A 21,935-nucleotide genomic window follows, 5' to 3' on the forward strand; every position below is an offset into this window, starting at 1 on the left:
GATAAGAGCTTAATTTTTTTGGAAATGTTACACCTAACAAACACTAAACTTTTACTGAACTATTTAGGTTAATTTCTGAAAGTTTAACTGTTCTATTTTCGTTAGCTGATATTTTTGCAGCTAAAGCAAGAGCTTCCGCCTTAAGTCCATCATCTGCTCCACAGAGTAATTCCGTATTATCTAATATTGAGGATGCAAATTCATTAACTTCATCAACATACGCATCCATATATCTCTCAAGAAAAAAGTACTTTGGTAGCTCGCTTGCTACTTGTTCTTTGGTGCTAATTTGTATATTAGTTTGTTTTTCATTCTCTACGGTAACAAGTCCCTTGTTTCCAAACACTTCAATCCGTTGATCATATCCGTAAACAGCTTGCCTGCTATTGTCAATAACACCTAAAGAACCATCCTCAAATGTAACAGTAATAATTGCTGTATCGACATCATCATTTCTCAAAAAGCTGTCATCTATTAAGTTTGCAGCTTTCACCGATATCTCTTCTACCTCTTGTCCGGAGAGATATCGAATCATATCAAAATCGTGAATAGTCATATCCATAAACATTCCCCCAGATTTTTTGATATAACTTTCTGGTGGTGCCTCAGGGTCACGGGAGGTAATTTTAATGATATGAGGGGTTCCAACTTTGCCTGCTCTCACACTTTCATAGGCCTTTCTAAAATGTTTGTCGTACCTTCGATTAAATCCAATTTGAAATTTGACTCCAGCTTTTTTAACTACTTCTAAAGCTGAGTGTGTTTCTTGAATATTCATGCTTATTGGTTTTTCACAAAAAATATGTTTCCCAGCGTTTGCTGCCTTTTTAATAAAATCGACATGTGTATCCGTACTTGAACAAATAAAAACAGCATCGATTTCTGGGTCTGCAAAAATTCCCTCTGAATTCGTCGTAATAATTGGGACTTCATGCGCTAGTGTAGTTCCCTCTAGATTTTCTATATAAATATCTGATATAGCTATTAACTCAACTCTGTTTGAATTGATTGCATTCCGAGCATGAAGTTGTCCTATCCTGCCAGCCCCGATAATTCCTATTTTCAGCTTTTTCAAACGTTTTCCTCCTTAATAATAGTAAAGAGTCTCGAGAAAGCGCTTAACCAAAATATAAAAATATATAAATTGAATTGAAAACGCTAACATTTTTATCATACATTAATTTATTGCGTTTAGCAATTTCGAATAATTAAAATAATCCCTAAATTATTCACGGCTTTTCAGAAATAGACTAATAATGCCTATATATAAGGTTTTCACGTAAATCTTTAGTTCTCTAAATAAGTGAAAAAAAGAGGACTTCATTAAGTTTTACACTTAATGAAAATCCCCTAAAATGATTCCGATCATTTTTTAGTTGGGGTATTTTCATTATCTATTGTTAAAGTTGGTTTAATGGTAGTGTGCTTTCTCAAGTTCACCGCCATGAATGCAAATCCTAATTCATTTTCTACGTTTTCTTCGCCCCTTCTTTTAAACAATTTTTTTCAGAAGAATTGTTGTCATAATAGTTGTTTTTTTCTTATTTATTCAATAAAGGAAAGCCATAGAACGAATCAAATAATAGTAAACTCTCAAGATGTTTTTAAGCATAAAGATGTAACAGTGACATTTTTATGCTTAAAGTTAAAGACATAAAAAAACCACCAAATATGTATTGGTGGAGACGGTGGGAATCGAACCCACGTCCAGAGATATCGCCACTCAGGCTTCTACGAGTGTAGTTGGTATATTCTCATTCACTAGCACGTCAGCCTACCAACAGGCTTCCGTGTAGCTAGTCTGATTAGTTTCAACTATCATCCTCAGACGGTGAATGACAGTGTAGCCCGCTTCATTTGAGACCCTTCACTCTGCCACACGGGCGATAGCAGGAAGGATCGCTTTAGCAGTGCTTAGGCAGCTGCTAGAGCTGGTGAATTATTTTCTTCGCCAGTTATATTTAGGCAATTAACGTTTTACGAGCCGTAACCTCGACGCGCGACCTGAGCTCAATCTATCCCTGTCGAATCCGTAACGTCCCCATTTAAAGGAGAATCGCTTGGAATAGAACGAGCAATTATCTTATTTGATGTCGTTTATCTTCTGACGACACTTCTTATTATACCATAATCAATGCTAAAATCAAGCCCTGGAAGGTTTTACCTCATGTTGTCCTTGATAGCACGATCAACATCACGTTTCATCTGTTTGCGTTTCAAGTCTTCACGTTTGTCGTATTTCTTTTTCCCTTTTCCAAGTCCGATTAATACTTTCGCAACGCCGTTTTTAATATAGACTTTTAAAGGAACAAGTGCATATCCTTGCTGTTGTGTTAACCCAATCAATTTATCTATTTCCTTGCGATGTAAAAGCAATTTACGAGTTCGTGTTGGATCATGGTTATACCGGTTCCCCTGTTCATATGTTGCGATATGCAAATTAATCAGTTTTACTTCACCACGATCAATTCTCGCGTGGGAATCCTTAATATTTACCCGGCCGGCACGAATTGACTTGATTTCAGTTCCTTGTAAGACAATTCCTGCTTCATAGGTATCTTCTATAAAATAATCGTGTGACGCTTTTCTGTTTTTAGCGATTTCGTTTCCTTTTCCTTTAGGCATACCGAACTTCCTCCTACTCCTTGCGTGAACCTTATTTTATCAAACTATCTGTAATTATTCCAGTTGTTAAAAGTGACAAGAAAAATTTAGGGCTGTTACCCAATCGGCACAGCCCACAAAGCTATAATATCAATAATAAACTGACTGCCATTACGGCCATTCCACTAATTAATCCATAAATTGATACATGTGCTTCATCATACTTCTTTGCCGCCGGCAGTAGTTCATCTAGCGAGATAAACACCATAATACCTGCTACGCCAGCAAAGATAACACCAAATGTTATTTCACTTAAGAATGGCATGAGTACTAAGAAAGCAACAACAGCTCCTATTGGCTCAGCCAATCCTGACAGGAACGATAAACGAAATGCCTTTTTCTTGTCATTCGTTGCATAATAAATTGGGACTGATACGGCAATTCCTTCTGGTATGTTATGAATTGCGACCGCAATTGCAATTGCCAAACCCAATCCTGGGTCCTGTAAAGTAGAAACAAATGTAGCTATCCCCTCTGGAAAGTTATGAATGCCAATAGCCAGTGCAGTAAATACACCCATTTTAAGCAAGGCAGGATCATTCACGGCACTACCGTTTTTTCGCATATCCTCAATCTTTTTTAATTCATGCGGATTTGACTGTTTTGGAATAAAACGGTCAATTATTGCAATTAGTGCAATTCCAGCAAAAAAGGATCCTACTGTAAGCCAGCTTCCACTCTGTTCACCAAGTTCTCCAACTAATGATTCTTTTGCTTTTACAAAAATATCAACAAACGATACATAAATCATCACGCCTGCCGAAAAGCCTAAAGCAAAGGATAAAAATTTTGTATTCGTCGTTTTTGCAAAGAATGCCAACAAACTTCCTATACCTGTTGCCAGACCCGCAAAAAGCGTAAATAGAAATGCTAATATTAGATCATGTGACATTCAGCTTTTCTCCTTCTTTGTTGTCCGAATTAATAAATGTTTACCTAAGGAAACATTTATAGTAACAGTTACATTTTATTCTATTGGGGAACAAAATGCAACCAGAATTGTTCGACTAGTAACCTCGGCATTCGACAATCCTTTATAGTGAATGTCGCAGTTGCACTTATGCAGTAATAAAAAGACTGATACGGAGCAACATTCTGCCCCATATCAGTCATTGTTGTAAGCTATTCCCTTACTTTTGCGCTTTTTTAGCTTTAATTTTTTTCTTATTTTTCTTCTGAGGCTGCTGTGGTTGACTTGTAGCAAGTTCAAAGTCAATAATCCGTTCATCCAAATTAACTTTTACAACTCGGACTTCGACTTCTTCACCTATCTTATAGATGTTTCCTGTTCGTTCACCAATCATGGCATAATTTCGGTCGTCATAATGATAATAATCATCGGTTAGATTACTAACGTGGACAAGTCCTTCAATGGTATTTTCCAATTCAACAAACAAGCCGAAATTCGTAACTGAACTTATGACGCCAGTATATTCCTCGCCAACTTTGTCCTGCATAAACTCTGCCTTCTTAAGATCATCCGTTTCTCGCTCGGCATCAACTGCGGCTCGTTCTCTTCCTGATGTGTGACGGGCAATTTCCGGCATGGAATCTTTCCAGTGTTTAGTTGTTTTCGCATCAAGTTTCTTTTCGATCAAGTATGTTCGGATTAACCGATGTACAATCAGATCCGGATAACGTCGAATAGGTGATGTGAAATGTGTATAAAAATCAGTCGCTAACCCAAAATGTCCAACACTTTGCGGATCATACTTTGCTTGCTGCATAGATCGCAGCATAAGTTTTGACACAATCATTTCCTCAGGCTTGTCCTTTACTTCCTCAATAACTTTTTGCAGTGCTTGTGGATGAATTTCATTTGCTGTTCCCTTTACAACATAACCTAGTCCAGCAATAAATTCTAAAAAGTGCTGAAGCTTTCCTTCATTAGGATCTTCATGAATCCGATGAATAAACGGTACATCCATCCAGTGGAAGTGTTCAGCAATTGTCTCATTTGCTGCCAGCATAAATTCTTCAATCAACCGCTCAGCTACTGAACGCTCTCGTAAAACAACATCGCTTGCCTTTCCGTTTTCGTCTACTAGTACTTGAGCTTCTTTGAAATCAAAGTCGATAGCCCCGCGATTAAATCGTTTACCACGCAGGATTGCTGCCAGCTGCTCCATCTGTTCAAACATTGGTACGAGTGCACTGTATTTTACTCGAACTTCCTCATCCTGATCGACCAATATTTTGTTAACATCACTATACGTCATACGTGCGTTTGTCTTAATAACGCTTTGGAAGATTTCATGATTTACGATTTCACCGGCATTCGTTATTTCCATCTCACAGCCAAGCGTAAGTCTATCCACTTGCGGATTTAACGAACAAATTCCATTCGATAACCGATGCGGAATCATTGGAATTACACGATCAACTAAGTAAACACTTGTTCCACGCTCAAACGCTTCTTTATCAATTGGCGAATTCTGTCCAACGTAATAGCTTACGTCAGCAATATATACACCAAGCTTATAGTTGCCATTATCCAGCTTTTTGACTGTCACAGCATCATCCAAATCCTTGGCATCTGCGCCATCAATTGTGACAATGACTTCATCACGGAGGTCACGGCGGTTTTCCAGTTCTGCTTCATCAATTTCTTCTGGTGTATTTGCAGCTTGATCAAGTACTTCCTCTGGAAAGTCAATTTTTATTCCATGCTTATGAATGATTGATATAATATCAATTCCGGGATCATTTTTGTGACCAAGGATTTGAATAATCTCACCCTCAGCACTTTTTCTGCCTTCTGGATACTTCGTGATATGCGCGATAACTTTATGCCCTGTGACAGCACCATTTGTCATGCTTTTTGGGATGAAAATATCATTCGGAATCCGTTTATCATCAGCAATTACAAAACCAAATGATTTATTGTCTTCAAATGTACCAACTACAGCATGTGTCGCCCGCTCTAGAACACGAATAACCGTACCTTCTGGCCTGTTGCCATCATCATTTTTCTTTTCCAATCTTACGAGCACTTTGTCATTATTCATTGCTGACGCTAAATCAGAATGATGGATGTAAACATCTGTTTGTCCTTCATCGTCTGGTATTAGAAATGCGAATCCTTTTGCATGCATTTGAATTCGGCCGCGAACCAGGTTCATTTTTTCCGGCAGTCCAAAGCGATTTTTACGTGTTCGAACAAGTTCACCAGTTTCCTCTAGTTCATTTAATGCTTTGACTAGTTCCTTAAAATCATCTGATCCTTTTAGGTCCAGTGAATCTTCTAATTCTTCAACAGCTAACGGCTTCTCCCTATGTTCATTAAAAAAATCTCGTAAACGCTCTTTTATCGTTTCGTTCATGTGCTCACCTTCTTTCTTTAGTATTGTTAACTTTTTAACTAAATTATAATCATTCGTTCCAATCAAGTGATTCTAAAAATTGAAATACATCCTCATGCAGCTGTTCTTTTTCCTTGTCCATTGTAATAACGTGGCCTGATTCTTCGTACCACTTAATATCTTTTTTATCTGCTTCAACGTTCTCATAGATGTATGTAGCACTTTCCTTATTGATCATTTCATCTTGCTGTGCTTGTACGACAAAGGTTGGAGTGTAAATAGTATCAATATTGTTGTGCACTTGTGTAATAAGCTCGCCAAGATCTTTGAACATATCTTGTGAGTTCTCAATAAGTTCCGCTACTTCCTGCTGAATTGTATCAGCATCCTTGCCTTCTAGCTGCTTAAATTCCTTTGCTTTAAATTTGTATCCTTTTGTAAGCTCTTCTTGGTTGTCAAAAAACATTGGTGCACACATTGGTATTATCCCTTTCAACTGTTCAGAGTATGCCAGCCTAAGTCCTAAGACACCTCCAAGAGACAGGCCAGCGACAGCTATTTCCTTATAGCCAAGCTCCTTCAAATGATTGAAAGCATTTTGAACATCCTCCCACCATTCATCAGCGCTCGCTTTCACCAATTCTTCAGGCTCCTGTCCGTGTCCACGGTATATCGGTGCATGACTGGTGTATCCTTTCTTTTCCAAATAACGACCCATCATTCGTACATCAGCTGAATGTCCTGTAAACCCATGTAATAACAATACCGCACGTGGACCAGCTTCAAACGTAAAAGGTTTTGGAAGTTTAACTTTCATTGGGTAACAACTCCTTATGTATATTCTGCGCATTTTGCGTACTGTTTTAATCATTCATTTATTATAAGCTGAATTCCTCTATTTACCATACCCTATTATTCAACACTTTAAAATAAATAAACCCTTATCACAACATTTGCGATAAGGGTTTATATTTATTGAAGGACATATGCACTTAGGAATGCTAAAATGAAAAATAGCGTTCCAGTAACCACTGTACCACGATGCAAAATCAGATCCGCACCACGGGCTTTTTGCTTACCGAAAAGCTGCTCTGCGCCACCTGAAATCGCTCCAGACAGCCCTTCACTTTTACCTGACTGTAATAAAACAAGTACAATCATAATAATTGCATCAATAACTAATACTATATTCACGAACTCTACCATATTTCAACGGCACCTCCTGTAACGCACAATTACCTATATGTACTTTAGCATAAATTTCGCTGAGATAGCAAGTGATTTTTTGCAAAACTTTGGACGTTTAACTATTTTCATTCTATCATATGTATAATAATAAGTTTAGGATTGGGTGGTACATAGTGGAAAATACATTTTGGTTACAAATGCCGGATAATGTAGATATTTATGTTAAAAAATGGTTTGATCATTCAAAAAAGCCAAAAGCTATCCTACAACTGGCACACGGCATGGTAGAACACATTGATCGTTATAATGAATTTGCTGATTTCTTAGTTAAAAATGACATCTTTGTATATGGAAATGATCATCGTGGACACGGTAAAACTGGAGAGAAACAAGGGTTATTTGGATATTTTGCTGATGAAGATGGATTTAATAAAACGACAAATGATCTATTACAAATTACTTCAGTAATAAAGAAGGAATACCCGGATACACCATTAATTTTACTTGGACACAGCATGGGTTCTTTTTTAGCCAGAAATTATATTCAGGAAAACAGCTCACTCATTAGCGGCGTCATTTTATCTGGAACAGGCTACTATCCAAGGGTGACGAGCCAGGCAGCAATGCAAATAGCTTCGACACTGCCAGCAAAAGAAAAATCAAACATGATGAATACACTGGCATTCTTTTCTTATAACAAGCGGATCAAACAAAAACGGACTAACATCGATTGGCTGACACGTGATGAAGAAATTGTTCAAGCATTCATCGATGATCCGTACTGTGGATTTATTCCAACTGCAGGATTTTTTTACGATTTAATGGACGGCATTACAACCATCCATAATCAAGAATTAAATAAGCACATTCGAAGTGACCTGCCAATGCTGTTGTTAAGCGGGATAGAGGACCCAGTTGGGGATTATGCAAAAGGTGTCTGGAAAACGGCAAACTTGTACAATGAAACAGGTCTAGAAAACGTTATAACAATGCTGTATGAGGATGGAAGACATGAATTATTAAACGAAATCAATCGGGACGAGGTGTATCAGGCTGTTTATCGATGGATTATGCAACAATTTTAGAGTGAAGCGTTTTCATTGTGAAACCTTTGTGGCGCCGACTGACAATGCTTGAATTGAGAAGACTAAAGGGTATAAAATGTAGAGTGGATAAATGAATTTTTTAATGAAGGGTTGGTTTAATAAATTATGATTCAAGGGATAGCAGCATCAAATGGTATAGCAATTGCTAAAGCATATCAGCTAGTTACACCAGATTTAAGTTATGAAGCGAAACCGATTCAAGATCCGAACAAAGAAGTTGAACGGCTGGATAAAGCATTGGAAATATCCAAACAGGAATTAGAGAAAATCAAAGCACATACTAAAAAGGAAATTGGCGATGAGCACGCAGAAATTTTCTCAGCACATTTACTTGTATTAAGTGATCCAGAGCTTATTAATCCTATTAAGGAAAAAATTAATTCGGATAATGTAATGGCTGAAGTGGCATTAGATGAAACAGCCAATATGTTCATCGACATGTTTAAAAATATGGATAATGAGTATATGCGTGAGCGCGCAGCCGATATTCAAGATGTTACAAAACGGGTAAAAGCTCATTTGCTTGAGGTAACATTCCCCGATCCCGCATTAATCGATGAAGAGGTTATTGTAATCGCAAATGACCTGACACCTTCTGACACAGCACAATTGAACCGGGAATTTGTAAAAGGCTTTGTTACAGATGTTGGCGGACGCACATCACATTCAGCTATCATGGCGCGTTCCCTTGAAATTCCAGCTGTAGTTGGGACAAAGGAAATCACAAGTACTGTAAAGAAGAATGACATGATGATAGTAGACGGGATTGAAGGAAATGTTATTATCAATCCTTCTGATGATGAGCTCGCAACATACAAAGAAAAGCAGGAAACTTTTGCAAGACAAAAAGAAGAATGGGCTAAAATGAAGAATGAACCTACAAAAACCTCGGATGGTGAGCAGGTTGAACTTGCTGCCAATATTGGAACACCTGAAGACGTATCTAGCGTTATTGACAATGGCGGCGAAGGAATCGGCCTCTATCGTACAGAATTTTTATACATGGGTAAAAACCAGCTTCCTACCGAGGAAGAACAATATGACGCATACAAATCTGTGCTGGAACAAATGGATGACAAACCAGTCGTTGTTCGTACACTGGACATCGGTGGCGATAAGGAGCTAAGTTATCTTGACCTGCCAAAAGAATTAAACCCATTCTTAGGCTTTCGTGCCATTCGCTTCTGTCTGGAAAATGAAGATGTATTCCGCACACAATTACGCGCCTTATTACGTGCAAGCGTACACGGTAATTTGAAAATTATGTTCCCCATGATTGCAACACTGGAAGAATTCCACCAGGCTAAGGCAATTCTTCTAGATGAAAAAGAAGATCTGAAAAAAGAAGGAATTAGCGTATCGGATCAAATTGAAGTAGGAATTATGGTTGAAATTCCATCCACTGCTGTAATTGCAAAACAATTTGCCAAAGAAGTAGACTTCTTCAGCATTGGTACAAATGATTTAATTCAGTACACAATGGCTGCTGACAGAATGAATGAACGTGTTTCATATTTATACCAGCCATATCATCCTGCAATTCTAAATCTGGTAAGCACCGTAATCGATGCCGCGCATAATGAAAACAAATGGGTTGGCATGTGCGGTGAAATGGCAGGAGACCCAATCGCAATTCCAATCTTGCTGGGACTTGGCTTAGATGAATTCAGCATGAGTGCAACATCAATCCTGCAAGCCCGCACACAAATTCACGACCTATCAATAGAAAAGTTAGCTTCCTACAAGGATAAGATTTTATCAATGGGAACAGCTGAAGAAGTTGTGGAATTTGTTAAGGAGAAAACAGAATAAATCTCACCAATCCTCGCTTGATAGCCAAGCGAGGATTTTATATGTGTTGATATATCTAGATGCTACACCTTTTCTGTCGATGTTCCATGCTCTTCTGTTGATGTTCCACGCTCTTCTGTTGATGTTCCAGCTCTTCTGTTGATGTTCACGCCCTTCTGTTGATGTTCCAGCTCTTCTGTTGATGTTCCACGCTCTTCTGTCGATGTTCTCGCTCTTCTGTCGATGTTCCAGCTCTTCTGTTGATGTTCCAGCTCTTCTGTTGATGTATCCAGCTCTTCTGTTGATGTTCCCGTTCTTCTGTTGATGTTCCAGCTCTTCTGTTGATGTTCCAGCTCTTCTGTTGATGTTCCAGCTCTTCTATTGATGTTCCAGCTCTTCTATTGATGTTCCCCGCTCTTCTGTCGATGTTCCCCGCTCTTCTGTCGATGTTCCCCGCTCTTCTGTCGATGTTCCCCGCTCTTCTGTCGATGTTCCCGCTCTTCTGTCGATGTTCCCCGTTCTTCTGTTGATGTTCCACGCCCTTCTGTCGATGTCCACACTCTTCTGTTGATCTCACTCCGAAATTATCTCAAGTTTATCCTCAATCCGATTGCGTCCTCTATCCCTAGGAATACGCTCCGGATATCCAATCTGCATAACAGCAGCAACTTTCATTCTTTTACTATCCAATCCAATATCATCTACAAATCCATCATCATGCATGTATGGAGTGATAGTCCAAAGCATACCAACACCGTACTCCCACGCCGCTAATTGTGCATTCTGAATAAACGCACATACTGCTGCATATTCTTCTTCATAACGTACAGGATCTTCTTCTTTTTCGAAATAAATCAACGCATGGTGTGGAATTGCCAGCAGAAAGTCCCGCATGGAGAAAATCATTTTCTTAGTCTTTGGATCATCATCTGTCTTAAGCATTCCAATTCGTTGATAACTTGAAATAATAGCATCTACAAAAGCTTGTTTACCGTTTTTCTGATATAGTTTAATATTCCACGGCTCTTTCATATAATGTGTAGGGGCATAGGAAGCATATGTGAAGATCTCTTTTAGAATACCTTCATCAACTTCTTCTTCTTTGTAATTATGAATAGATCTGCGTTGCTTGATTGCCTGTAAAATATCGATGGGGTTCACCTCACAAAATTATTCAAACCGCTGCCCCGTCATTACTGTCATAAAATTTGTATAAAATATTTTATAATCCAGTTCAAAAGCAATGCGGTGTAATTTCTTCATTTCCGTTTCTTCGTTATTTGCATATGGTCGAATATCTGCGATGCTCTGTCCTCTTGCTACTCCGTTCTGCCCCTGTACTATCTGCACTGGTAGTTTACGATATCCTAGCATATCTTCATGAATAGTTGCCATTAAAGTAAGTACATCATGCAGTGGGCTTCCTTGAATAGTTGGATTTCGTTTTTTATAAAAACTATAATAATAATCTAATAAAGATTTAATTATCTTGGTATCACCAACCCTGTCAATGTAATCAACCATACGTGGAGTAGCAATTGCTTCGGATGTTACATTTAAAGGTATGATTGTTAAGTTATGGGCACATTTTAACACAATTTGGGCTGCGATAGGATCACCATGAAAATTTGCTTCTGAAACAGCTGTTACATTCCCAGGAACCCAGAATGCCCCACCCATTATATAAAAACCTTTCACATTAAGCATTCGTTCCGAGTACAAAATAAACATAGTAGCAAGCGAAGTTAGTCTCCCAGTGTTAACAATAAGTAACTCACCCTGATATTTCTCAATAATATCGATAATCCCAAAAAAGTTTTCAATGATTTCCCCATCCTCAACTTCAGGCGGGATAATTGGTCCAAGTCCATACTCCCCATGAATTTCTGGGAAATATACCGGAGTCTCTCCAGTCATTGGGATCTCTGCTCCGCCAAATACTTCTATCTCTTCAGCAATATTATAGAGATTTCTAATGTAGTGTACGTTCGCTATGGCCTTCTCCCTCGAGATATTTCCATAGTCAGCGACAACACCCACCACATCAATCTCATCATTAAAATAAGAGTAGATAAGTCCTACCGTATCATCAATTCCAATATCACCAAAGACTAGAACTTTTTGTGCCAACCATATCCCTCCTTTTTGTAAATATCTGTTAATTAACCTTATTCTAGTAGGGCTTTGTCCTATGTTCAGAAATTTTTTATTAGAAAACTCGGCATCCGTTAAAGGGGTTCTTATGAAAGCGTATTTTTTTAGAACCCCTTGTGCAGGCCTTAATGGCAATTGCCTTAGATGCACTTATTTTAAACTTTCTTAGCTAAAAGATGCCACCTTTTCACTATTACAATCGATTATTGTAGTAGAAAGGTGGCATAGATTATCTAATTTGTTGAAGTTTTTTATTCCCGGTTAAACTTGTCCGTCTCCGATTAAATAACTTAGAAAATTGGTTTATCGCCAAGCCTTAATAAGATAAGCCTTAGTTGCACTTATGCAGTAGGAAAGGATTTATACTTCTTAACTGCTTAGAAAACTTGGCATTCGCCAAGCCTTTGGGCGAATTGCCTTAGTTGCACTTATGCAGTAAGAAAGGATTTATTCTTTCTTAACTGCCAAAAAAAAGAGACGGAATTACTCCGCCTCCATACAGTCATTTACTTATTTAAATTATAAAACGCACTCAGCCCAGCATATTCGCCCATGCCAGCTAGTTCATCTTCAATTCTCAACAGCTGGTTGTATTTTGCTACACGATCTGTACGTGATGGTGCGCCAGTTTTAATTTGTCCAGCGTTTGATGCTACTGCTATATCAGCAATTGTCGCATCTTCTGTTTCACCAGAGCGATGTGAAATAATGGCAGTATATCCTGCACGTTTGGCCATTTCTATTGCTTCAAAGGTTTCAGTCAATGTGCCTATTTGGTTAACCTTAACTAAGATGGAGTTGCCAACACCTTGTTCGATACCTTGGGAAAGCTTACTTGTATTTGTAACGAATAAATCGTCACCAACAAGCTGTACGCGATCTCCAATTCGATCGGTTAATAATTTATGGCCTTCCCAATCATTCTCGTCTAAGCCATCTTCAATTGAGATAATTGGATATTTATTTACCATATCTTCATACCAATCAACCATCTCTGCTGAAGTTCGCACAACACCTTCACCTTTGAGATTGTATTTGCCATCACTGTAAATTTCAGAAGCAGCTACGTCCATTGCCAGTTGAACTTCTTCTCCTGATTTATAACCGGCAGCTTCAATAGCTTCAACAATCGTTTGTAATGCTTCTTCGTTTGACTTAAGGTTTGGTGCAAATCCTCCTTCATCGCCAACACCGGTGTTGTAGCCTTTTGATTTTAATACTTTTTTCAGTGAATGGAAAATTTCTGCACCGGTACGAAGTGCTTCCTGAAATGTTGCTGCAGCTACAGGCATAATCATAAATTCCTGAATGTCTACATTATTATCAGCATGCTCTCCGCCGTTCAGAATGTTCATCATTGGTGTTGGAAGTGTTTTTGCATTAAATCCACCTAAGTAATTATAAAGTGGGATTTCAAGATAACTTGATGCAGCATGTGCAACCGCCATCGATACGCCCAAAATTGCGTTGGCACCAAGATTACCTTTGTTTTCTGTACCATCAAGCTCAAGCATAATTTGGTCAATGATATTTTGACGAGTTACATCAACACCAATTAATTCAGGACCGATGATATCATTTACGTTTTGAACAGCCTTTTGAACACCTTTGCCTAAATACCGTTCACTGTCACCATCACGGAGCTCTACTGCTTCATATTCACCAGTAGATGCGCCACTTGGTACTAATGCAGCACCAAATGCACCTGATTCTGTAAAGATTTCCACCTCAACTGTAGGGTTACCGCGGGAATCTAACACTTCTCGTCCATAAACATCTGTTATATATGGCATAAAAATCGCTCCTTTAGTTTTATAGTTTTATTAATGAATCAATTTCTTAAATACTTATTAGCATCATTATCCGAACAATTTTACAAACTAATGTATTACAATTTGTTAATTCAAAGTACTACTATCGTTGATTGGAACGGAAGGCGGCGACTCCTGCGGGAATAGCATGAGCCTTGAGACCCCGCAGTGCGATAGCACGAGGAGGCTCAAGCCATGCCCGCGGAAAGCGTCCGCCTGCAGTGGAGATCAACAAGCCTAACACATTAACAAATAGTTTAGGTTTACTGCTTTATTTTTGAATTTTAAAATTGATTTAATGGTTACTAGCATTAGAAAAAGCACTTACCTTTTAATTAGTGATTCGCCAGTCATTTCTTTTGGTTTTTCAACATTTAACAAGTCCAGCAATGTTGGTGATAAGTCGGCTAAGATACCACCATCACGAAGTTCTGCATCTTCCTGTGTAACAATAACAGGAACAGGATTTGTCGTGTGAGCAGTCATTGGATCACCTTCCAAGGTTGTAACTTCATCTGAATTTCCATGATCCGCTGTGATAATAGCATTACCGCCTAACTCTAATATTTTATCGACTACTTTACCTAAACACTCATCGACTGCTTCTATTGCTTTAATCGTTGGCTCAAGCATGCCAGAGTGCCCAACCATATCCGGATTAGCAAAGTTCAATAAAACTGCATTATGCTGTTTGGAATCAAGTTCTTCCAGCAATTTATCAGTGACCTCATAAACACTCATTTCAGGCTTCAAGTCATACGTTGCCACTTTTGGAGAATCGATAAGGACACGTTTTTCACCCGGAAATTCATTCTCACGTCCGCCACTCATAAAAAAGGTGACATGCGGGTATTTTTCCGTTTCGGCGATTCGAAGCTGCTTCATATCGTTTTGTGCTAGTACCTCACCAACAGTATTATCTAAATTGACAGGCTTATATGCAACATAACCATCAACTGATTCACTGAAGTTCGTAAGCATTACGAAGTCCAGATTTTTTGGAACGTTTTCTCCACGGTCAAAATCTCGAAAATCTTCATTAGCAAATGTACGAGAAATTTGAATTGCACGATCAGGACGGAAATTATAAAAGATAATTGAATCCTCATCCTGAACTTTTCCAACAGGTTTATCATAATCATCAGTAATAACTGATGGAATAACAAACTCATCATGTATTCCATTTTCATAGGAATCGTCAATCACTGTATATGGGCTCTGATATTTAGGACCTTCACCATAGACCATAGCATCGTAAGCTTTTTTAACACGTTCCCACCGTTTGTCGCGATCCATGGAATAGTAACGTCCAGAAATAGTAGCAATTTTTCCGACACCATATTCTTTCATTTTTTCTTCTGTCTGTTTAATGTAAGTTTTAGCTGTCTGCGGACCTACATCACGACCATCCAGAAATGCATGAACATAAACATCTTCCAGCCCATTATCTCGAGCTAACTTTAACATTGCAAAAAGATGGTTAATATGGCTGTGCACACCACCGTCTGATAACAGCCCAAAGATGTGTAATGATTTACCTTTTTCCTTTGCATGATGCATCGATTTAAGGAATGCTTCTTTTTCAAAAAAATCTCCTTCTTTGATCGATAAATTCACACGGGTTAAACTTTGGTAAACGATTCGTCCAGCACCTATGTTAAGGTGGCCCACTTCGGAATTACCCATCTGACCTTCAGGAAGGCCTACAGCTTCACCACTTGCTTGTAATTGATTATGAGCAAATTTTTCCCAGTAACGGTCAAAATTAGGTGTGTTTGCTTGTCTGACTGCATTACCCATCTTTTCATCACGGATACCAAATCCGTCTAAGATGATGATTGCAGCTAAATTTCCCTGATTCATTTTGTACCGGCCTCCACAAGCGCTAAAAATGATTCTGCTTCAAGGCTGGCTCCTCCAACTAGTGCGCCATCAATATCAGACTGCGTTAACAATTCATCAATATTGGCAGGTTTGACACTTCCACCGTATTGAATAACAACTTTTTCAGCAGTATCTTCTGATGTCGCTTCCTTGATTACATTACGAATGTGCGTACAAACTTCATTCGCGTCCTCACTTGAGGCAGTTTTTCCTGTACCAATCGCCCAAATAGGTTCATAGGCAACAATCGTTGAAGCAACCTGCTCATCTGACAGTCCCTCAAGTCCTTTACGAATCTGTTTTTCAATATGGTCCATCGTTTCGTTTGCTTCGCGTTGTTCAAGTGTTTCACCAACACAAACAATCGGTGTAAGACCATGTTTAAAAGCTGCATGGGCTTTCTTATTGACCGTTTCATCGGTTTCAGCAAAATGTTCCCGACGCTCCGAGTGGCCAATAACAACATGAGTCACACCAAGATCTTTCAGCATAACCGGGCTTACCTCACCGGTAAATGCACCCTTTTCTTCATAATGCATATTCTGCGCACCGATTTTGACTTTTGTTCCTTTTGTTTTCTCAACTAAAGATGTTAAAAAGGGAAATGGTGCACAGATAATGGATTCAACATTATCATTACTTGGCACCTTTTTTACCACATCATCAGTGAACTGGTTTGCTTCTGCTAAAATTTTATTCATTTTCCAATTTCCAGCGATTACTTTATTGCGCATCCTCTCACCTCTAACTTCAAATTTTGTTATTTATCATCTAAGGCTTGTACTCCTGGCAACTCTTTACCTTCCATAAATTCAAGGGAAGCTCCTCCACCTGTTGAAACGTGGTCCATATCTTTAGCAAAACCAAACTTTTCAACAGCTGCAGCGGAGTCTCCGCCGCCAATAACAGTATAACCTTCTGTTTTTGCTAATGCCTCGGCAACTGCCTTGGTTCCACCGGCAAATGCATTGTATTCAAAAACACCCATTGGCCCATTCCATATTACTAGTTTTGAGTCAGCAACAATTTGTTCATAAGTTTCACGTGTTGTTGGTCCAATATCTAATGCTTCCCAATCTGCAGGGATTTCGTCTATATTTACAACTTTCGTGTTAGCTGTTTCTGAAAAATCATCGGCTACGACAGCATCTTTTGGCAAAACAAAGTTCACACCTTTATCCTCTGCCTTTTGCATGAATTCTTTTGCCAAATCAATTTTATCTTCTTCCAGCAACGACTTACCGATTTCATGACCCTGTGCTTTAATAAAAGTATATGCAAGTCCGCCACCAATAATAAGGTTATCTACTTTATCCAATAAATGGTCAATAACATTTATTTTATCTTTTACTTTAGCACCACCGATAATTGCTGTGAACGGACGTTCAGGATTTTCGAGTGCTTTACCGAGTACTTCAATCTCTTTTTCCATTAAGAAGCCGGCTGCAGCTGGTAACTTTTCAGCAACACCTGTTGTTGAAGCATGTGCGCGATGTGCTGCTCCAAATGCATCATTTACATACAAGTCAGCCATCTCAGCAAATGCTTCTGCTAGTTCCTGATCATTCTTTTCCTCACCAGCTTCAAAACGAACATTTTCAATTAGTAAAATATCCCCATCACTAATCTGTGAAATAGCTTCATGAACTTCTTTCCCGTATACGGAGTCAGTTTTCACGACATCTTTGCCAATGAGATCACTTAGACGTTCCGCTACAGGGTCCAAACGCAATTCCTCATTAACTTCTCCTTTTGGACGGCCAAGGTGGCTCGCCAAAATAACAACTGCACCTTTTTCCGATAGATAATTAATCGTTGGTAATGCGGCCTTGATTCTTGTATCATCCGTAACTTCACCATTTTTCATTGGCACGTTGAAGTCTACGCGGCAAAACACTCGCTTGCCTTCTACTTCAAGATCATGAAGCGTTTTTTTGTTCATGGCTATACCTCCTGCTTTTAAACTTATGTATCTTATTAAATTCCCCAAAATTACTGCTATTAACCACTAACTATTATACAAGAAAAGGAAGAGGATTGCCCTCTCCCCTTTAAATATATTTTATAGTCCTTGCTTTTGGATAAATACTGCCATGTCCACACAACGTGCTGAATATCCCATTTCATTGTCATACCATGAAATGACCTTAACCATGTTATCTTCAAGTGTCATAGTTGATAAGCTATCAAAGATAGATGAATGTGGATTGCCAACAATATCGGATGAAACGAGTGCTTCATCACTATACTCCAGTACATCTTTCAAGTCTCCATCAGCTGCTGCTTCCTGGAATGCTTTATTTACTTCTTCTTCTGTAACGTTCTTATCCAGTTCTGCTACCAAGTCAACTAATGAACCATCTGGAGTAGGAACGCGTACTGCCATGCCATTCAATTTACCATCTAATTCAGGTAATACTTTTCCAACTACTTTTGCTGCTCCTGTTGATGTTGGTATAATATTTTGCGCTGCAGCACGTGCACGACGATAATCCTTGTGTGGCAAGTCAAGAATTTGCTGGTCATTCGTATAGGAGTGAACAGTTGTCATTAGACCACGTTTCAATCCGAATTTTTCCTGTAATACTTTTGCTAGTGGTGCAATACAGTTTGTAGTACAAGATGCATTGGATACAATGTGATGCTCGCTAGGATTATAATCCTGTTCATTAACACCCATTACCATTGTTAAATCCTCTTGTTTTGCTGGTGCTGAAATGATTACTTTCTTCGCGCCTGCATCAATATGTTTTTTGGCATCATCACGTTGAGTAAAACGTCCAGTAGATTCAATGACAATTTCTACTCCAAGATCTCCCCAGCCTAAATCAGCAGGATCTCTTTCAGATAGCACTTTAATTTCTTTTCCGCCAACAACAATATTGGAGCCGTTTACTGATACTTCCTGATCCAGTTTGCCGTGCACTGAGTCATACTTTAATAAATGTGCAAGCATATCAGCATCTGTTAAGTCATTTACTGCAACAACCTCTACCTCATCATTCTTAAGTGCCTGACGAAAAACATTACGTCCAATCCGTCCAAATCCGTTAATTCCCATTTTTACTGTCATGTATAATTCCTCCTAAGATTTTTATATTTTTTTCTATATTTAAAGAGACTCATCTCTTAAAATCTGTTCAGCAGCTGCTTCATCTGTTATAAGCAGGTCACTTTTACCTTTTTTAAAATAAGAAGCAATTGCGTTTGCCTTCGAATGTCCTCCAGCTATTGTGATCACTTGATTTACTGTCGATAAATCATCCAGCTGTATACCAATAGTCCTTACCTTGTGGACTACATCACCGAACTTATCAAAATAATAACCAAATGCTTCACTTACCGCTTTCTTCTCCTTTAATTGCTGCGTAACTTCCTCTGGTGTCTTTCTTCGTTCAGCCATTGTTAACGCATCGCCTATTCCATGTAAAACAACACTGGAACCCTTAATCAGCTGAAGTGTTTCATTAATCGAAGGTTCCTTGATGATATTCTGATACGATGTTTCACTTAATGGATCAGGAACGTAAAGTAACCGATAATCACCTTTCGCCTCCCTTGCCATCTTGGCAACAATCGTATTGGCCTGGTTTTCTTCTTTCTCACCAATACCACCTCTTGCTGGAACAAATAAACTACTTGCTGCATTATCAAAAGGAACCATCATGCTGGCAACTGCAGCCATTGTTGTTCCACCAGTAACTGCAATTGTTTTTGGAGATTTCACTCTTTCCTTTAAAAAGGAAGCACAAGCTTTACCCATCTCTTGTTTTACCCAATCATAGTCATCGCTATTACCAGGAACAACTATAATATTATTTACTTGTAATTTATCCTTCAATTGCCTTTCCAAAACACTTAAACCCATTGCTTCTTGCATGAAATCGGACAATTGCTTAATTACTAATTTTCCCTCTTTTGTAATTTGCATTCCTTTTGAAGTGATATCAATTAAACTTTGCTCATGAAGAAAATCGATTTCGCCACGCACATTACGTTCGGTTAGGTTTGTGTTTTCAGCCAAACCACGTCTCCCAATCGGCTGCAGGAGCTCAATATTCTGCAAAACAACATAACGCTGCTGCATAATTTCCAGGAGATCAGGATATAATTTTTTCTGTATATCAATTAAATCTCGCATGAAAATGCTCCTCTGTGGACGAAATTAGTCCCGCCTGGCGATTTTACGTCCCACCTCAGGCAAAAAAAATATGTGGATGATTTTACTCCACTTATTATTTTACCATACACATATTTTTATTCAATCAATTTGCTTCTTTTAATGCTTTTTCCAACGCCTCATAACTGATTTGCTCGCAATCAAGTGTAGTACTTTTTATTTTAACAACTGGAATCATCAATTGATATTTCTCGAGCCATTCATCTTTTGAGTAAATATCCCGTTCTTCCACTTGAAAAGTATAATCATATTTTAACAAATCAAGTAAAGATCGTGCATCATCACAAATTGAACAATTTTCTTTTGTATAAAAAATAACGTTTTGCATGCATTATCCCCCATTACTATCTTTTCGTTGATGCAGCTATCCCTAGCTGTTCACGATACTTCATCACTGTTCTTCGTGCAATCGATATACTGAACTCTTCGTATAGACGATTTTTAATCATCTGATCGGATAATGGCTTCTGCTTGTTTTCATGTTTAAGCAGTTCAAAAATTAACTGCTTAATGACAAACGATGACGTCTGCTGTCCGTTCGCTTGCTTCACCCCTGACTGCAGGAAAAATTTCAGCGGAATGACACCATGTTTTGTCTGAACATATTTATTGGATATCGCACGGCTAACAGTTGAAATATGAAGTCTTAAATCTGTGGCAATATCCTTTAAAGTTAATGACTGCAGCATAAAAGAACCATGTTCAAAATACATCTGCTGCTTGTTTACAATATTTCGGATTACTTTCTCTAATGTATTTGACCTAAATGAAATTGCATGCTTGAGCCAGTCGACTTGCTTTAATTTATCTTTCAGATAGTCCTCCGCTTCTTTTTCGTTTGCCATAAGATTAGCATAGGATTCATTTATTTCAATCGCGGGTGAATTCCATTTATAAAAAGAAATCTTCCATTTGCCATCTTCTTCATATATGTTTGCTTCTGGAATAATATATTCCGTGCTGGTTTGTGAAAGAAGTTTACCAGGCTTTGGGTGGCAGGATTTTATCTCTTCTAACATAACACCAGCTTTATCCTCAGTTAAATTATATTGAACGCTTATAGCAGAAATATTCTCTTCAGCTACCCAATCCAAATGTTCCTGCAACAATTCTCCAATATATGGATAGGAATCGTCCATCTGTAACTGAATACATTCCTGCAATGTTCTAGCTCCAATTCCAGCAGGTTCAAGTGATTGTATTAATGCTAAAGCCTGTTCAACCTTCTCTATTGTTGTATTGCAATTTTCGGCCCATATATCCAATTCAATATCCAAATAGCCATCATCATTCAGCGAATCAATCCCAAACGAAACAACTGGTTCCAGGTCATTCGGTACATTCAGCATGTACAGCTGGTTTTTCAATTGCGCGTACATGGATAATGTTGCCTGATTTATCTCTCCAATTGAAGGCTGGTCCGCATTCGAATTTTTATAATTTGTTATTTCATAATCATAGTTCACTTCTTCTATCAATGGATTTTCTTTGGAAATTTCCTTAATATATTCAACTATTTCAATTCCAGTAAATTGCAGTAAATGGATTGATTGCAGTAGGGATTGGTTCATTTTTAATTGTAGTGTCTGTTCTTGCTTTAGTTTTTGCTGCACCATAATCCCTCCAGTCTACTTCCATTTTATTCGAAAACTTGGCATTCGCCAAGCCTTTAATTGCGAATGCCTTAGCTGCACTTATGCAGTAAGAAAGGATTTATACTTTCTTATCTGCCAATTTGGAAAAAACTCCAGTTCTATTGAAATAGATGATTTCAGTTGATCAGAACTTTTCATATTAAAACCAATTTCCGCCATACCCTCAAGGCCACACATCTATGCATTAGACTTTTACATTT

19 protein-coding genes and 1 other RNA gene are annotated in these 21,935 nt (G+C 38.4%); 2 read left to right on the forward strand and 18 right to left on the reverse strand.

Annotated features, from left to right (window positions below):
* Nucleotides 1–43 precede the first annotated feature (43 nt).
* The 7 genes from iolG to secG form a co-directional block, all read right to left on the reverse strand.
* Nucleotides 44–1,075, reverse strand: coding sequence for an inositol 2-dehydrogenase (gene iolG, locus J2Z82_RS03965; RefSeq protein WP_209479496.1), 1,032 nt, complete (start codon nt 1,073–1,075; stop codon nt 44–46).
* Between the two features lie 602 nt (nt 1,076–1,677).
* Nucleotides 1,678–2,043: a transfer-messenger RNA gene (ssrA, locus tag J2Z82_RS03970) on the reverse strand.
* A gap of 117 nt (nt 2,044–2,160) precedes the next feature.
* The gene (gene smpB / locus J2Z82_RS03975; protein WP_209479497.1) at nt 2,161–2,625 is read right to left on the reverse strand and encodes an SsrA-binding protein SmpB; all 465 of its coding nucleotides are present in this window, start codon (nt 2,623–2,625) and stop codon (nt 2,161–2,163) included.
* Between the two features lie 121 nt (nt 2,626–2,746).
* On the reverse strand, nt 2,747–3,556 hold the full coding sequence (gene zupT, locus J2Z82_RS03980; protein WP_209479498.1) for a zinc transporter ZupT: 810 nt from the start codon (nt 3,554–3,556) through the stop codon (nt 2,747–2,749).
* Between the two features lie 238 nt (nt 3,557–3,794).
* Complete coding sequence (rnr, locus tag J2Z82_RS03985; protein ID WP_209479499.1) at nt 3,795–5,987, reverse strand: ribonuclease R; 2,193 nt, start codon at nt 5,985–5,987, stop codon at nt 3,795–3,797.
* 49 nt (nt 5,988–6,036) lie between these two features.
* Nucleotides 6,037–6,783, reverse strand: coding sequence for an alpha/beta hydrolase (locus J2Z82_RS03990; RefSeq protein ID WP_209479500.1), 747 nt, complete (start codon nt 6,781–6,783; stop codon nt 6,037–6,039).
* Between the two features lie 155 nt (nt 6,784–6,938).
* The gene (gene secG, locus J2Z82_RS03995; RefSeq protein WP_209479501.1) at nt 6,939–7,172 is read right to left on the reverse strand and encodes a preprotein translocase subunit SecG; all 234 of its coding nucleotides are present in this window, start codon (nt 7,170–7,172) and stop codon (nt 6,939–6,941) included.
* A gap of 155 nt (nt 7,173–7,327) precedes the next feature.
* On the opposite strand from secG, the gene J2Z82_RS04000 reads away from it, so the two are divergent.
* Entirely contained in the window at nt 7,328–8,239 is a 912-nt protein-coding gene (locus J2Z82_RS04000; RefSeq protein WP_209479502.1) for an alpha/beta hydrolase, read from the forward strand.
* Between the two features lie 126 nt (nt 8,240–8,365).
* Nucleotides 8,366–10,072, forward strand: a complete 1,707-nt coding sequence (gene ptsP / locus J2Z82_RS04005) for a phosphoenolpyruvate--protein phosphotransferase (protein WP_209479503.1) — start codon at nt 8,366–8,368, stop codon at nt 10,070–10,072.
* A gap of 145 nt (nt 10,073–10,217) precedes the next feature.
* Here the strand turns inward: ptsP and J2Z82_RS04010 are convergent, their stop codons facing one another.
* The 11 genes from J2Z82_RS04010 to rpoN all read right to left on the reverse strand — a co-directional run bounded on the left by J2Z82_RS04010 (nt 10,218) and on the right by rpoN (nt 21,696).
* A complete protein-coding gene (locus tag J2Z82_RS04010) occupies nt 10,218–10,628 on the reverse strand; it encodes a hypothetical protein (RefSeq protein WP_209479504.1) in 411 nt (136 codons plus the stop codon).
* Nucleotides 10,625–11,212, reverse strand: coding sequence for a nitroreductase family protein (locus J2Z82_RS04015; RefSeq protein ID WP_342453598.1), 588 nt, complete (start codon nt 11,210–11,212; stop codon nt 10,625–10,627). Before J2Z82_RS04015 ends, J2Z82_RS04010 begins: the two co-directional genes overlap by 4 nt.
* A 9-nt stretch (nt 11,213–11,221) precedes the next feature.
* On the reverse strand, nt 11,222–12,181 hold the full coding sequence (locus J2Z82_RS04020) for a nucleoside hydrolase (protein ID WP_209479505.1): 960 nt from the start codon (nt 12,179–12,181) through the stop codon (nt 11,222–11,224).
* Nucleotides 12,182–12,711: 530 nt separating this feature from the next.
* Nucleotides 12,712–13,998: a phosphopyruvate hydratase gene (gene eno, locus J2Z82_RS04025; protein WP_209479506.1), complete on the reverse strand. Its 1,287-nt coding sequence runs from the start codon at nt 13,996–13,998 to the stop codon at nt 12,712–12,714.
* A gap of 342 nt (nt 13,999–14,340) precedes the next feature.
* Nucleotides 14,341–15,879 carry a 2,3-bisphosphoglycerate-independent phosphoglycerate mutase gene (gpmI, locus tag J2Z82_RS04030; RefSeq protein WP_209479507.1) on the reverse strand — a complete coding sequence of 513 codons (1,539 nt, stop codon included), beginning with the start codon at nt 15,877–15,879 and terminating at the stop codon, nt 14,341–14,343.
* The gene (gene tpiA, locus J2Z82_RS04035; RefSeq protein WP_209479508.1) at nt 15,876–16,634 is read right to left on the reverse strand and encodes a triose-phosphate isomerase; all 759 of its coding nucleotides are present in this window, start codon (nt 16,632–16,634) and stop codon (nt 15,876–15,878) included. Before tpiA ends, gpmI begins: the two co-directional genes overlap by 4 nt.
* Before the next feature lie 26 nt (nt 16,635–16,660).
* A complete protein-coding gene (locus J2Z82_RS04040) occupies nt 16,661–17,842 on the reverse strand; it encodes a phosphoglycerate kinase (protein ID WP_209479509.1) in 1,182 nt (393 codons plus the stop codon).
* A 120-nt stretch (nt 17,843–17,962) separates the two neighbouring features.
* Nucleotides 17,963–18,973: a type I glyceraldehyde-3-phosphate dehydrogenase gene (gap, locus tag J2Z82_RS04045; RefSeq protein ID WP_209479510.1), complete on the reverse strand. Its 1,011-nt coding sequence runs from the start codon at nt 18,971–18,973 to the stop codon at nt 17,963–17,965.
* 39 nt (nt 18,974–19,012) lie between these two features.
* Nucleotides 19,013–20,041 (reverse strand): sugar-binding transcriptional regulator, encoded by a 1,029-nt coding sequence (locus J2Z82_RS04050; protein ID WP_209479511.1) that lies wholly within the window; start codon nt 20,039–20,041, stop codon nt 19,013–19,015.
* 124 nt (nt 20,042–20,165) lie between these two features.
* Nucleotides 20,166–20,408 carry a glutaredoxin family protein gene (locus tag J2Z82_RS04055; RefSeq protein WP_209479512.1) on the reverse strand — a complete coding sequence of 81 codons (243 nt, stop codon included), beginning with the start codon at nt 20,406–20,408 and terminating at the stop codon, nt 20,166–20,168.
* 16 nt (nt 20,409–20,424) lie between these two features.
* Nucleotides 20,425–21,696: an RNA polymerase factor sigma-54 gene (rpoN, locus tag J2Z82_RS04060; protein WP_245251091.1), complete on the reverse strand. Its 1,272-nt coding sequence runs from the start codon at nt 21,694–21,696 to the stop codon at nt 20,425–20,427.
* Nucleotides 21,697–21,935: the final 239 nt, after the last annotated feature.

The organism is Virgibacillus litoralis (assembly GCF_017873675.1).
Classification (GTDB): Bacteria; Bacillota; Bacilli; order Bacillales; family Amphibacillaceae; genus Lentibacillus; species Lentibacillus litoralis.